This window comes from Mycobacterium sp. E1214, from assembly GCF_001666755.1.
Taxonomy (GTDB): domain Bacteria; phylum Actinomycetota; class Actinomycetes; order Mycobacteriales; family Mycobacteriaceae; genus Mycobacterium.
In genome coordinates this window covers 1-13,150 of sequence record NZ_LZJC01000130.1, presented here as the reverse complement: position 1 = coordinate 13,150, position 13,150 = coordinate 1, and the positions used below count along the sequence as shown (strand labels likewise).

Sequence of the window (13,150 nt, the reverse complement as noted above, 5' to 3'; positions counted from 1 at the left end):
CGCTACCCGCGACGGCCGCTAGTGCGGGGCGACGATCCTTTCGCCGTCGATTTCGCGGCCAGGGTTGCCGACGGAACCGCGCACCGCGGCAACCTCGGCGATAACCGCCTCCGGCGGGCAGCGCAGGAATAGGGTGGCGCATGCCGGCGTGAGGCTGGCGCGTTGCCTCGAGCGGGGGGCTGGCTACCAGATCGCTTGGCTGGGCGCCGATCGACAGGGAGCCAGGGCCGTGGAAGACGAATCAAGTTCTTTGGACGTGATTCGAACCCTGTTGGGACTGTTGCGGCGACGCCTGGGCCTCGACGCGGCATGGTTATCGTCTTTCAGCGACGGAATGCAGACCTTCGAGGTGCTCGACGGGGACGCCGACGCGGTGGGACTGTCCCCCGGTGATCAGCTGAGCCTGTCCGGTTCCTACGGTGTCCGGGTCGTCGACGGTCGGCTACCGGCCGTCATTCCCGACACGTCGGCCAACAAGTCGGCCACCGTCCTTCCCATGACGCGCCAACTGGGGGTCGGCGCCTACGTGGGCGTGCCGGTGGTCGGCGCGGACGGTGTCACGGTGGGCATGGTGTCAGCGGTGAGCCAAGAGGCCAAGCCCCATCTCGCGGACGTCGACCTGCGGATCGCACACAAGGTCGCCGACCTCATCGGCGCCTTGATGGAGTCGCCGGTCGACCCGGTGCCGGTTCGGGTGAACCAGCACGAGATCCGGCGGATGGTGGCCGAGCAGGACTTCGAAGTCGTCTTCCAGCCGATCCACGACGTCACGACGACCAAGGTCATGGGTGTCGAAGCGCTGGCCCGGTTTCCGTGTGAACCGTATCGACCCGACCTGGTCTTCGGCCGGGCCGCGTTGCTGGGCTTGGAGATCGAGCTCGAAACCTTGGTGATAGCCCGCACCCTGTCGTTGGTGCCGCAGCTGCCCGACGACGCGTTCGTCGCCGTCAACATCTCCCCGGCAGCGGTGCTGCAGACTCGCTGGGGCGAGCTGCTCACCGATGTCGACCCGACGCGACTCGTGTTGGAGATCACCGAGCACGACGCCGTCGAAAACTACGCCGCCCTCGACGAAGCGCTGGAAACGTGTCGGGCGCACGGCATCCGGGTGGCGGTCGACGACGTCGGCGCCGGTTTCTCCTCGTTCTCTCACGTGCTGGAGCTGGCACCGGATTTCGTCAAGGTCGACCAATCCATCACCCGCAGAATCGACATCGACGACGCCCGACGCCGGTTGGCCCAATCCATCGCCGAGCTGGCCGCGCAGATCGGCGCGACCGTCATCGCGGAAGGGGTGGAGACGCAAGGGGAACTCGACGCCGTGTGCGCGGCGGGCGTTCCGTGGGCGCAGGGCTTCTACCTCGGCCGGCCCCGCTCACATACCGAGGGATTCGCGGACTCCGGCGTCGTCGCCGACCCGGTCGATCAGTCCTTCGCCGCGCTCGACCCGCGCGGGGAGCGCCCCTTCGAGCTGGCGCTGGCCCATTCACCCATTGGCATGGCCGTCGTGGGCCTCGACGGAGCGTTTCAGCGCACCAACAGGGCGCTGCGCAACATGCTCGGCTATGGCCGACGAGAGTTGGCGGATCTCACCTTTCAGGAGATCACCCACCCCGACGACCTCGGCTCCGACCTGGCCTTGTTCGCCGAGTGCCTCGCCGGTCGCCGCCGCACTTACCGCATCGACAAGCGCTTCATCGCCGCCGACGGGCGCGTGGTCTGGTGTGACCTGACGGCCGTGGTCATCCAGGGCCCGCACAACCGGCCGCGGTGCTTCGTCTCGCAGATCATGGACGTGACCGTCGAGCGAAGCCGCGAAGCCGACTTGGCCCGCCAGGTCAACACCGACAGGCTCACCGCGATAGCCAACCGCTCCGCGGCGGGGCGGGTGTTGGAACAACTGGACGCCGCCGACGCCGGCTATGGCGTGTTGTTCTGTGACGTCGCGCAATTCAAGTCGGTCAACGACCGGTTCGGCCATCGAGCCGGCGACGAGTTGCTCGTGCAGGTCGCGGATCGGCTACGCACCGCCGCCACGGGCGACGACTTCGTCGCCCGCTGGGGTGGGGACGAGTTCCTGGTCGTCACCGACACCGTGGTGGACCATGAGCTAGCCCAGCTCGCCGAGCGGATCGCGGACCACGTGCACAGGCCGCCGATCGTGTTGGCCAGTGGCGTACAGGTCGATGTCGTCTTGACGATCGGCACTGCCGTGCGCCTGCCCGGTGACGATCAAACCCACGAAGCCGTCCTCGACCGCGCCGATAAAGCCATGTACCGCAAACGGCGCGGCCGGTGGTGAGTGCGCCGCCTCTTTCCGAACGCGTTCTCCTCTATTGCATTCGGGACGGCGCACCCACCGACCTACCCGCGGACGGCGAGCTCCAGGCCCTTGTCGAGAGGCAGGGCAGTGCTGATGTAGCCGTTCTCCGGCGCGTGAATGTAGTTGAGATACGCCCGTTCCGGGTCCAGGTTGACGTTGTCGCCGAGGATGAGCGCGCCGGGCGCCAGCACGGGCTCGAGGATCTTGATCACCTCGAGGTCCAGATCCGGCCAGCCGTCGAGATGCACGAATTGCACTGGGCCCGAGACCGTCTTGAGGGTAGTGCGGGCGTCGCCTTCCAGGATCGTGATCAGGTCCGCGACTCCGGCTTCGGCGAAGGTCGCGCGGGCCGCCGCCAACTTGTGGGAGCTCATCTCGGTGGTGATGATGCGCCCGGTGCCGTTGTCGCGGACGGCCGCGGCGAGGTGCAGCGTGGAGATTCCGTAGGACATGCCGTATTCCACGATGACCTCCGGCTTGACCGCGCGAACCAGGCTGTACAACAGCCGGCCGGATTCGGGCGCCACGGACAGGTAGTAGTCCTGGCAGGCGTCCGCGCGCTCCTCGACCGCGAAGTCCCGCGGTGAGATGCCCTGTCGCCGTTCGTCGTCCAGCTGCGCATCGGCGAACAGGCGGTCGATGATCGCGGCGTACTGGGGAGTGTTCAGGGTTGCAGTCATGACTTCTAGAGTAGACGTGTCGTTGCGTCTAGTCTAGGGCGGGATGGTGTTAAGTAGAGCCGTGGCCAATTTCTCACCGCATCGCGGCAACCGGCATGGTCGCAGTGACGCCGCGCGACTGGCCGTCTTACGCGCCGCCGACGACTTGCTCGTCGAGAAGGGTTTCGCCGGGGTCACCATCGAGGGCATCGCCAAGGCCGCAGGAGTGGCGAAACAAACGGTCTACCGCTGGTGGAACTCCAAGACCGACGTCCTGATGGACGCCTTCCTCGAAGATGCGGCCGCGGACCTGGAACCACCCGACACCGGTGACCTGGACACCGATCTGCGTGCGCACCTGCGCTCGACGGCCCGGTTCCTCACCGTCGACGACGCCGGGGCCGTGTTCCGCGCGCTCGTCGGACAGGCGCAACACGATCCGGAACTCGCCAACACCTTTCGGGCCCGCTACCTCGAGGCTCAACGCGCCAGGGACCGAAAAGCCTTTGAGCGCGCTATTTCTCGTGGCGAACTGGCACCCGACGCCGACGTCGCCGCGCTGGCCGAAGGGCTGATCGGGCCGGTTCACTACCGGGTGATCGTGACGGGGGAACCCGTCGACGACGGCTTCCTCGACGCCGTCGTCGACGCCGTCCTGTCCCGCTGCGATATGCGGCCGGGACGGGCGGCCTCGCCACCGCCGAAGCGGCGCCGCGGTTCGCCCGCGCGTTGAGGGAGCCGCCTGTTCGCCACGCCGAACGTGTCGGACCCCGCTGGCATCATCTGGCTATGACCCCGACCCCGCCCGCGTCGTGCGCCTCCGAGGCCACACCTGCCGGTGCGCGGCTGGACGGACTATTCGACGAGTTGGCCGAGTTGGCCGGTCAACGCAACGCCATTGACTCGCGCATCGTGGACATCGTCGCGGAGTTGGAACGCGACGAACTCTGCGGGTCCACCGGAGCACGGTCGGTCGCGGCGCTGGTGGCCTGGAAGCTGGGCCTGTCCTCGACGAACGCCCACACGATCACCACCGTCGCCCGCCGGCTCGACGCGTTCCCGAGGTGCGCGCAGGCCATGCGGGAGGGTCAGCTGTCGCTGGATCAGGTCGGCGTCATCGCCGCGCGCGCCGCGGAGGGATCCGACGACCACTACGCGGAGTTGGCGCGCTACGCCACGGTCAACCAGTTGCGGACCGCGGTCAGCCTGGAACCGCGACCCGAACCCGAACCCTCGCCTGACCGACCGGCCTCGATCACCAAGACCTCCGGCGAGGCCTACACGTCCTGGCGGATCAAACTTCCCCACGCGGACGCGGCCAGGTTCGACGCGGCGCTGGCGTCTCATCACGATGCGCTGGTCGCCGAGTGGAAGCGCGACAGGGATGCCGTGGAACATCCGTCACCCACCGCGCCACCGTTGCCGGACACCGTCGAGGCGTTTATGCGCTTGGTCGACGCCGGGTGGGATGCCGAAGCGACCCGCCGACCACACGGACAACGCACCACTGTGGTGGTACACGTCGACGTCGAGCGGCGCGCTGGCACACTGCATCTCGGCCCCCTACTCACCAAGGCTGAACGCCAATACCTCACGTGTGATGCCACTTACGAGGTCTGGTTCGAGCGCGACGGCGAGGTGATCGGCGCCGGCCGAGCGACTCGCCAGATCAGCCGGCGCCTTCGACGCGCGCTCGAGCATCGCCATCCGACGTGCGCCGTCCCCGGCTGCGCCGCCACCCGCGGTCTGCACGCCCACCACATCCGGCACTGGGACGACGGCGGCCCCACGGACTTGGCCAACCTGGTGCTCGTCTGCCCGTACCACCACCGCCTGCACCATCGCGGCGTCATCACCATCACCGGACCCGCAACGGAGTTGGTCGTCTCCGACAGCTCCGAGCGGACGCTCAGCGCGGCCTCCCTGGCGCGGCCGCCCACCACCCGCCCGCCGGCCGTCGCACCCTGTAACGGACCCACCGGCGAACGCGCCGACTGGTGGTGGTACGAGCCGTTCCAGCCGCAGCCACCCCCCGCCCCGAACTAGACGCTCTCGCGGCAGAACGAAATACGCTGCCGCACAGAGCTTCTCGTGCGGTCGCCCCGATACGCCGTCAACCCAAGAAGAGCCGCTTTTGCTCCGTGACCTGTTCGGCGCTGAGCGCGCGGGCCTCGGCCAGCTTGGTCAGCAGAGACTGCGCCCGAACGGCGAGTTCCTGCAGTTCGGTGGCGATCGAGGCCACCGCCTCGGTCGGCGGCTGCGGCGGCTGCGCGGGAGCCGACCGCGGCGCGATCCGCACGCGCTCGTTGCCGCGCCCGACGGACGCGGTGGTGCCGACCGCGCCGCCCGCCGCCCCGGCCAGACCCATGCTGCTGAACAGATTGCCGAGGCCGCCGACCTCCGGCGCCGCCGCGGCGTCGGAGAGGGGCAGCGCGAACGCGGACAGGCGAATCCCGGGTGCGGCGGCGGACCATCCCGACGGGACCGATAGCCGCCCGACCTTGCTCGCCTGGCCCAGTCGAGCCGACCCTTCGACGTCGGGTACCGCGTCCGACGGTGCGCCGACGCCGCCCACACCGTTGAGGATCCACTGCGGCAACATGGTCCCGCCGGGGCCGTTGCCGGTGAACGGCCCCTTCCCGTTGTCGTAGTCGCGGTCGGCGTTGATCAGCAAGCCCCGGTACGTGGTGCCGAACGACGTGAACGACGACGAGATGCCGACCGTTCCGACGGCGACGGCGGCGGTGGTCAACGGCACCGTCACCAGGGGCAGCAACGCCGTCGGATCGATGGCGGCCGGATCGACAGCGGCGGCCTGCAGCGCCTGGGGGATGAGGCTCATCGATCGAGAGCCGTTCGACACCAGCGACTGCGCGACCGCGGCCTGCTGATCACCGGCGGTGGGGTTGGTCGTCGACGGCGGCTCCGCGAACGGCGTGAGCACCGATGCCGACGCGGCGGCACCGGCGTAGCTGTACATCGCCGCGGCGTCCTGGGCCCACATCTCCCCGTATTCGACTTCGGTGGCCGCGATCGCGGCGGCATTCTGGCCGACGACGTTGGTGGCGATCAGGGCCGCCAGCAGAGCCCGGTTGGCCGCCACCACCGCCGGGGGCACCGTCAGCGCGAACGCGGCCTCGTAGGCCGCGACGGCCGCCCGGGCCTGGGTCGCGGCCTGCTCGGCCTGCCCGGCCGACATGGTCAGCCAGTCCACATAGGGCGTGATCGCGGCGGTCATCTCCGCCGCCGACGCACCCAACCACGGGCCTGCGGTCAACTCCGCGGTCACGAATCGGTACGCCGTGGCTGCGGACAGCAATTCGGCGGCCAACGTTTCCCAGCCTGCGGCCGCGGCCAACATCGGGCCCGCTCCGGGACCAGCATACATCCGCGCCGAATTGACCTCGGGCGGTAGCGTCATGAATTCCATTGCGGCACCGCGGCTTAACGACTGCCGACGGTACACGATAGCGCGTGGTGGCCGAGGGCGTTCACCGACCGCGGGTGAACACCGACGCTCGCGGCCGGGGGCTCAGTGGCGAAGTGCAACATCGGACTTCCTTTCGGTAGGCGGCGGGCGCGAATGAGCAGACGCCTATCCCGCGCGATATCGGGTGAGTTCGGCGGCAAGACCGCGACAGGGCGAAACGTCGGCTCGTCGATACCACCCCGCTTCTCACCACCCTCGGCAAGAAGCCCCAGCCCCGAGGAAGCTCAAGGCGAGCTTTCATCGCCTGAACGCGATGTTAACCCCGGATGAACGCCGAACCAATGGATTGGGCGCGCGGGGGACCACCATGGAGCCTGCCCGCGCCCGGGGCCGTTTCGCCGAGCGGACCGACGCGCTCCGTTTGAGGATGCTTCGCCCAACGCCCGGCCTGACCGGCTGCGACAGCTTCGCCGCAGAACCCTGCCATTGACCAATGTCACCATTTGGTGTTGACTGCGTGGCATGACGGACGGTGTTCCGGCGCGCGGGTCATTGCGGTCCCGCGGCGCGGCGACGGTCAGTGCCTACACCCTGCGGCCCATCGCCACCGTAATCCCGCCCGAGCGGGCCTGGGGCCTATGGGCGTCGCGGCGGATCATCGCCGGCATCATGGGCACCTTCGGCCCCTCGCTCGCCGGCACCCGCGTCGAAATCGTCGACACCAGGCTCGCCGACGGTCGTCGCGTCAAGGGCGAGTGGGTCTACGGGCCCCGCACACCCACCAGCGAAACCCATTGCCCAGCGACGCATCTCGGCGCGATCTACTACGTGCACGGCAGCGGCTACGCGGTCTGCTCACCCAAGACCCACCGCCGCCTGACCTCCTGGTTGTCCGCGCTCACCGGCCTCCCGGTGTTCTGCGTCGATTACCGCCTGGCGCCACGTCACCGCTTTCCGACGGCGGCCGACGACGTGCGGGCAGGCTGGGACTATCTCCAGACGTCCTGCGCCGTCCCGATGAATCAGCTTGTCGTCGCGGGCGATTCGGCGGGCGGTCACCTCTCGGTCGACCTGCTGCTGCAACCCGAGGTCGCGCCGCCCGCCGCGCTGGTATTGTTCTCCCCCTTGTACGACCTCACCTTCGCGCTGTCGCGGGCCCGCGAGCGGATCCGCCGCGATCCCGCGACCCGCGCGACCAGTGCGGCGCGCCTGGTCGGCCTGTATCACTGCGGGGTCGACGCCGACCATCGTCGCCTCAGACTCGACGTGGCCGGCGGCTCCGCGTTGCCGCCCACCCTGATTCAGGCCGGTGGGGCCGAAATGCTGCAGGATGACGCCCGGCAACTGGCCGCCGACATCCGGACCGCCGGTGGCAGATGCGAACTGCAGATCTGGCCGCACCAAGTCCACGTCTTCCAGGCGCTGCCCCGCATGACGCCCGAGGCCGCGAAGGCCATGGCGTACGTCGCGCGGTTCGTTGCCCATGCCCTGCAGGACACCCGAAGCCTCACCGAGGAGGTGCACTGACATGCTGGACAGGCTGTTAGGCGGCAAGCCGAAGGCCAGCCGTGACGCGGCGGCGGTCGTGACCGGCGCCGGTAGCGGGATCGGGGCCGCCTTCGCGGTCGAACTCGGCCGCCGTGGCGGTGCCGTCGTGTGCAGCGACATCGACCTCCTCGCCGCCCAGCGCACCGCCGAGGCGATCGTCGAGCGCGGCGCGAAGGCGGTGGCCATCCGTTGCGACGTCTCGCAATTCGACGACGTGCGCGACCTGGCGGAGCAATCGCAGGACTGGTTCGGCGCCCCACCCACCCTGGTGATCAACAACGCCGGTGTCGGGGCGGGCGGCGCCGCCGTCGGCGACGCACCCCTGGACGACTGGCTCTGGACGCTGGGCATCAACCTGTGGGGTCCGATTCACGGCTGCCACGTCTTCGCCCCCATCCTGCGCGACGCCGCCGCGGCGCACGCCCCGCGCGGCATCATCAACGTCGCGTCGGCCGCCGCGTTCGGGGCGGCACCCGGCATGGCGGCCTACAACGTCAGCAAGGCCGGCGTGCTGTCGCTGTCGGAGACGCTGGCCGCCGAATTGTCCGGCTCCGGCGTCAAGGTCACGGTCTTGTGCCCCACCTTCGTCAAGACCAACATCGTCGAATCGGGCCGCATCAGCGAGCAATCGAGCGAACTGGCCAACAGGCTCATGCGCTGGACCGGGTTCTCCCCCGAAAAGGTGGCCCGCATCTGCCTGGACGCACACGACCGCGGGGAGCTGTACTGCATGCCGCAGCTCGACGCCAAGATCGGCTGGAACGTCAAACGCCTGGCGCCGCAAGCGTATACCCGTGCGGTCGGCCTGGTGTCCCGGATCAATCTGCCCTGAACCCCCCGAATGGAAGGACGCACCTGATGGCCATCGACATGGAAGTGATGCTCGCCAAGATCAAGGATCGGCAGTGGGCCCTGGCCGATATCGACTGGGACGCACCGGGAGCCGAGACCATTCGGCCCGAATTCCGCCCCAAGCTCAAGGCCTTCATGGCCGACCTGTGCTGGATCGAGAACATCGGAGCGCGAGGTTTCGCGGCGCTGGCCAAGAAGGCGCCCACGCCGACGATCGCCGAGATCTACCGGTACTTCCACGCCGAGGAGCAACGCCACGCCAACGCCGAGCTGGCACTGATGAAGCGGTGGGGCATGCTCGCCGACGGCGAGGTACCCGAACCCAACGTCAACATCAAACTGGCCATCGAGTGGCTGGACACCTTCGCCGACGACATGCCGCTTTCGGTGCTGGGCACGGTGATCCCGATGCTGGAAGTCGCGCTCGACGGCGCGCTGTTGAAGTTCCTGCTGGAGTCCGTGGAAGACCCCGTCTGCCACCAGGTCTTCGAGAAGATCAACAACGACGAATCCCGGCACATCGCGGTCGATTTCGAGGTCCTCGACATGATCGGGCATGCCACCGCCCGGCGGTTGGTCATCGACTTCGTCGGCCGCTTCGCCTCACCCGGCCTGGTCTTGGGAATGATCATGTACATCCCCCTGCTCAACCGGGTCCGCAACGAGATGGCCGCGATGGGCATGGACACCGAGCGACTGTTCAACGCGGTCAACCGCTTCAAGCAACTCGGCGACCGCGGCGAGCACACCCGCCGCGTGCCCACCTACAAGTTGCTCAAGCGGCACGGCATGTGGGTGGTCAACCCGCGTCACCCCTACCAACTGCTGGCCAACTCCATGGTGTGGTTGTCGGACTTCTATCCCAAGCCGCTGCTGCGGTCGATGCCGACGTGGTCCCGAGAACTCACCCACGAGCCGGCGGCATGACCGTGGCGAACAATCGCGCCCACGCGGCGCTCATCATCGGCGCCGGCTTCACCGGACTCGGGGCGGCGATCCGGCTGGCCGAGGCCGGGGTCGACGACATCGTGATCCTGGAGCGCTCCGACCGAGTCGGCGGGACGTGGCGCGACACCACCTATCCCGGTGCCAGCTGCGACGTTCCGTCGCTGCTGTATTCCTACTCGTTCGTCAAGAACCCCACTTGGTCGCGCACCTACTCTCCCGCCCCGGAGATCTATCGTCACCTCGAGGAGATGGCGAACCGGTTCGACATCCGCAAGCGCATCAAGTTCGGCCATCGGGTCACCGACCTCACCTTCGACCAGGCCCAGGGGGTGTGGACCGCAAACACCGCCAACCGCAAGCGGTTTCGTGCCCGCACCGTCGTTCTCGCCTCCGGCCCACTGTCCGACGTCAGCTTCCCCGACATCCGGGGGCTGGACAGTTACCGCGGACACAAGATCCACTCGGCCCGCTGGGACCATGATTACGACTTCACCGGCAAACGGGTCGCCGTCATCGGCACGGGCGCCAGCGCGATCCAGATCGTTCCCGAACTGGTCAAGCAGGCCGGGTTCGTCAAGGTGTTCCAACGCACCCCGTGCTGGGTGTTGCCGCGCCTGGACACCGCGACCCCGCCCGCCGTGCAGGCGCTGTTCTCCAAAGTCCCTGCGACCCAACAACTCGCGCGCCAAGCGTTGTTCTGGGGGCACGAAGCCAGCGCCACGGCCCTGGTGTGGGACACGCCGCTGACGTCGCTGGTGTCCAGGCTGGGCCGGGCACACCTGCGCGCCCAGGTGAAGGACCCGTGGCTGCGCCGGCAGCTCACGCCAGACTTCCGGCCCGGCTGCAAGCGCATGCTCGTCTCCAGCGACTACTACCCGGCGCTGCAACGCGACAACTGCAAGCTCATCGACTGGCCGATCGCCACGTTGAGCCCCGCGGGCATCCGGACCAGCGACGGCGTCGAACACCACCTGGACTGCATCGTGTTCGCCACCGGCTACGACGTGCACCTGACCGGCCCGCCGTTCCCGGTCACCGGGCTCGACGGCAGATCGCTGGCCGGTGAATGGGCCTGCGGGGCACAGGCTTACAAGAGCATCAACGTGCACGGCTACCCCAACCTGTTCGTGATGACCGGACCCAACTCGGGTCCGGGGCACAACTCGCTGCTGGTCTACATCGAGGGCCAGCTGGACTACGCCGTGCGCGGCATCACCGCCATCCTGGACAACGACCTGCGGTATCTCGACGTCCGCGAGGAGGTTCAGCGCCGCCACAACGAGCTGATCCAGCGTCGACTCACTAGAACCACCTGGATGTCGGGGTGCCGCAGCTGGTACCTCACCAAGGACGGATTCAACGGGTCGATGTATCCGGGTTTCGCGACGCAGTATCTTCGCCAGATGAGGGATTTCCGGTACGAGGACTACCAGGCGGTGGCGCGTCACGCCGTAGCGCGCGCCACCTCGTCGGCCTGACGCCGCGCTGACATGGCGCCGGACCGACCGCCCCGTCCCGAACCGGGCACCATCGCCAGCGTGCTGCACAACGTGCGGCGCGCACCTCAGCGGGTCCGGCGCCAGTCGCGAGACTTCCTCGAGACCGCGGTATCCCAGCTGTTCGACGCCGCCGTGCGCCACCCACACGGCGGCGTCGGCTCGGGCGAATACCGCATCGACGACCTGGCCCGGCTGGCCGGCACCACCACGCGCAACATCCGCGTCTACCGCGACCGCGGCCTGTTGCCGCCGCCGCTGCGGGTCGGGCGGATCGCGTTGTTCAACGATACCCACCTGACCCGGCTGCGGCTGATCACGTCGATGCTCGACCGCGGGTACAACATCGCACACGTGCGGGAGATGCTCAGCGCGTGGGAGCAGGGCAAGAACCTCGGTGACGTGCTCGGCCTGGAGACGGCCATCGTGGGCACCTGGACCACCGAGAAGCCCGAGACCATGCCGCTGGCCGACGCCCACCGGCTCGTGGACGACGCGCGCGCGTTCGAGCGGCTGGTGGGTCTGCAGGTGATCCGGGTCGACGGCGAGCAGGCCACCGTCACGCGGCCGAAGCTCATCGAGGCGTTCAACGAGATGCGCGGCTACGGCGTCGATTACGACAAGCTCGTCGACCTGCACGAGCAGATCGTGCCCGAGATCGACAAGATCAGCGACATGCTGGTGCGGGCCGGCGCCGAACACGTGTTGGACCACATCAAGCCCGGCGAGCCGCTTCCGGCCGACGCCGAGATTGCCGAACTGATCACCATGCTGGTGCGCTTTCGCACCCAGGCGGTGGCGACGGTGACGGCGACCCTCGCGTCGTCCATCGAATCCAACATCGAGTCGCTCGTCAGCCGCATCCTGGCCGACTATCTCGAGTCGAGCCCCGCCAACTGAACGTCCGTCCGACACCGATCGGACAGCGGATATTCAAGGTTCACACAGAGCAAAATCAGGGTCGCCGCGGGCCATCGGGTCTAGCATTGACGGGCGAGGGCAACGGCTGACAATCAGCGACCGCCGGTCGCTCAGCTCGCTGAATCCGCGATGAGGAAGACAGCAGCGATACTCCTGGCCGCCGGAGCTATGATGCTCAGCAGCGTTGCGGCACAAGCCGATCCAGCACCGCCGAGCCCGGCACCACCGCCCGGGGCGCCGCGGTGCCTGACCTATGAGGGCCAGCCGCCGCAGCTGAACTACCTCCCCTGCGGCTGGACCACCGACGGCCGGCGGTGGACACCGCCGCCGGCGCCCCCGCCCGACTAGCGCCGTCGGGCGCTCAGCGGGCGTGCGCGCGCCGGCAGTCCACCCCGTTGAAGGTGATGCCGAGGCTGACCGCGCCTCCGCGGCGCCGGACACCCTCGATGGACACCTCGAGTTCGGGTCGCCCGGCCCGGCCGACGGCCGGGAACGCCATCCGGTGGCCGTTGAACAACCGGCGGCCGCCCGGGCGGTCGGCGCTGTGGCCCTCGACGAGGTCTTGCCACATCGCGTGGTTCTCCAAGGTGATCATCGCCGATCTCCTCTCCTCGGTTCACTCATCATCACTCGTGTAAGGCTTGCGACCTACGGCAACACGGTGTGCATCAGCATCACGTCGTACGCCGACCACAGGGACAGGTTGAAATACAGGTCGCGACCCGACGACCACGGGTGGATCATCGGCGCGTAGATGCCGCCGGGCATCTGGAACGAGGACACCAGGGGCTGCTCCGGGCTCCACGGGCCCTGCGGCGTGGGAGCGGTCCGCGCCACCACGTCGTTGCTGCCGCCGTCGGTGTAGAGGACCAGGTACTGCTTGAGGTACTGGTTGTACTGCGCCGACATCTCCCCCACCGGGCCGGGGAAGATCGGCGTCGCCGCACCCGGGTTGTTGGGGACCCAACGGCCC

General features: G+C 68.4%; 12 protein-coding genes. 8 read left to right on the top strand and 4 right to left on the bottom strand.

Annotated features, from left to right (window positions below; genetic code table 11):
- Positions 1 to 256: 256 nt before the first annotated feature.
- Positions 257 to 2,302 (top strand): EAL domain-containing protein, encoded by a 2,046-nt coding sequence (locus A5700_RS18210; RefSeq protein ID WP_231973687.1) that lies wholly within the window; start codon positions 257 to 259, stop codon positions 2,300 to 2,302.
- A gap of 62 nt (positions 2,303 to 2,364) precedes the next feature.
- Here A5700_RS18210 and A5700_RS18205 read toward each other — a convergent pair whose 3' ends face one another.
- Positions 2,365 to 3,003: an O-methyltransferase gene (locus A5700_RS18205; protein ID WP_068065565.1), complete on the bottom strand. Its 639-nt coding sequence runs from the start codon at positions 3,001 to 3,003 to the stop codon at positions 2,365 to 2,367.
- A gap of 61 nt (positions 3,004 to 3,064) precedes the next feature.
- On the opposite strand from A5700_RS18205, the gene A5700_RS18200 reads away from it, so the two are divergent.
- Both A5700_RS18200 and A5700_RS18195 read left to right on the top strand, forming a co-directional pair.
- Positions 3,065 to 3,715: a TetR/AcrR family transcriptional regulator gene (locus A5700_RS18200; protein WP_231973688.1), complete on the top strand. Its 651-nt coding sequence runs from the start codon at positions 3,065 to 3,067 to the stop codon at positions 3,713 to 3,715.
- A 50-nt stretch (positions 3,716 to 3,765) separates the two neighbouring features.
- A complete protein-coding gene (locus A5700_RS18195) occupies positions 3,766 to 5,028 on the top strand; it encodes an HNH endonuclease signature motif containing protein (protein ID WP_068065664.1) in 1,263 nt (420 codons plus the stop codon).
- Positions 5,029 to 5,095: 67 nt separating this feature from the next.
- On the opposite strand, the gene A5700_RS18190 is transcribed toward A5700_RS18195, so the two are convergent.
- Complete coding sequence (locus tag A5700_RS18190; protein ID WP_068065572.1) at positions 5,096 to 6,412, bottom strand: PPE family protein; 1,317 nt, start codon at positions 6,410 to 6,412, stop codon at positions 5,096 to 5,098.
- 522 nt (positions 6,413 to 6,934) lie between these two features.
- Between A5700_RS18190 and A5700_RS18185 the strand changes: the two genes are divergently transcribed.
- The 5 genes from A5700_RS18185 to A5700_RS18165 are packed head-to-tail and all read left to right on the top strand — an operon-like array spanning position 6,935 to position 12,156.
- Positions 6,935 to 7,939, top strand: a complete 1,005-nt coding sequence (locus A5700_RS18185; RefSeq protein ID WP_068065574.1) for an alpha/beta hydrolase — start codon at positions 6,935 to 6,937, stop codon at positions 7,937 to 7,939.
- A 1-nt stretch (position 7,940) separates the two neighbouring features.
- Positions 7,941 to 8,792, top strand: coding sequence for an SDR family oxidoreductase (locus A5700_RS18180; RefSeq protein ID WP_068065576.1), 852 nt, complete (start codon positions 7,941 to 7,943; stop codon positions 8,790 to 8,792).
- Between the two features lie 26 nt (positions 8,793 to 8,818).
- Positions 8,819 to 9,739 carry a reductase gene (locus tag A5700_RS18175; RefSeq protein WP_068065577.1) on the top strand — a complete coding sequence of 307 codons (921 nt, stop codon included), beginning with the start codon at positions 8,819 to 8,821 and terminating at the stop codon, positions 9,737 to 9,739.
- Complete coding sequence (locus A5700_RS18170; protein WP_068065580.1) at positions 9,736 to 11,238, top strand: NAD(P)/FAD-dependent oxidoreductase; 1,503 nt, start codon at positions 9,736 to 9,738, stop codon at positions 11,236 to 11,238. The genes A5700_RS18175 and A5700_RS18170 overlap by 4 nt, the downstream gene beginning before the upstream one ends.
- Before the next feature lie 12 nt (positions 11,239 to 11,250).
- On the top strand, positions 11,251 to 12,156 hold the full coding sequence (locus A5700_RS18165) for a MerR family transcriptional regulator (RefSeq protein WP_068065582.1): 906 nt from the start codon (positions 11,251 to 11,253) through the stop codon (positions 12,154 to 12,156).
- Between the two features lie 382 nt (positions 12,157 to 12,538).
- On the opposite strand, the gene A5700_RS18160 is transcribed toward A5700_RS18165, so the two are convergent.
- Positions 12,539 to 12,772 carry a hypothetical protein gene (locus A5700_RS18160; protein ID WP_068065593.1) on the bottom strand — a complete coding sequence of 78 codons (234 nt, stop codon included), beginning with the start codon at positions 12,770 to 12,772 and terminating at the stop codon, positions 12,539 to 12,541.
- Between the two features lie 53 nt (positions 12,773 to 12,825).
- Positions 12,826 to 13,150: DUF4185 domain-containing protein (locus A5700_RS18155; RefSeq protein ID WP_156671287.1), on the bottom strand; the 325-nt coding region annotated here is incomplete at its 5' end.

Bases quoted from the DNA above. Each gene is read 5' to 3' on its own strand.
- A5700_RS18180 (WP_068065576.1), top strand. From the start codon at position 7,941: ATGCTGGACAGGCTGTTAGGCGGCAAGCCGAAGGCCAGCCGTGACGCG.
- A5700_RS18165 (WP_068065582.1), top strand. From the start codon at position 11,251: ATGGCGCCGGACCGACCGCCCCGTCCCGAACCGGGCACCATCGCCAGC.
- A5700_RS18170 (WP_068065580.1), top strand. From the start codon at position 9,736: ATGACCGTGGCGAACAATCGCGCCCACGCGGCGCTCATCATCGGCGCC.
- A5700_RS18205 (WP_068065565.1), bottom strand. From the start codon at position 3,003: ATGACTGCAACCCTGAACACTCCCCAGTACGCCGCGATCATCGACCGC.
- A5700_RS18190 (WP_068065572.1), bottom strand. From the start codon at position 6,412: ATGGAATTCATGACGCTACCGCCCGAGGTCAATTCGGCGCGGATGTAT.
- A5700_RS18175 (WP_068065577.1), top strand. From the start codon at position 8,819: ATGGCCATCGACATGGAAGTGATGCTCGCCAAGATCAAGGATCGGCAG.
- A5700_RS18185 (WP_068065574.1), top strand. From the start codon at position 6,935: ATGACGGACGGTGTTCCGGCGCGCGGGTCATTGCGGTCCCGCGGCGCG.
- A5700_RS18160 (WP_068065593.1), bottom strand. From the start codon at position 12,772: ATGATCACCTTGGAGAACCACGCGATGTGGCAAGACCTCGTCGAGGGC.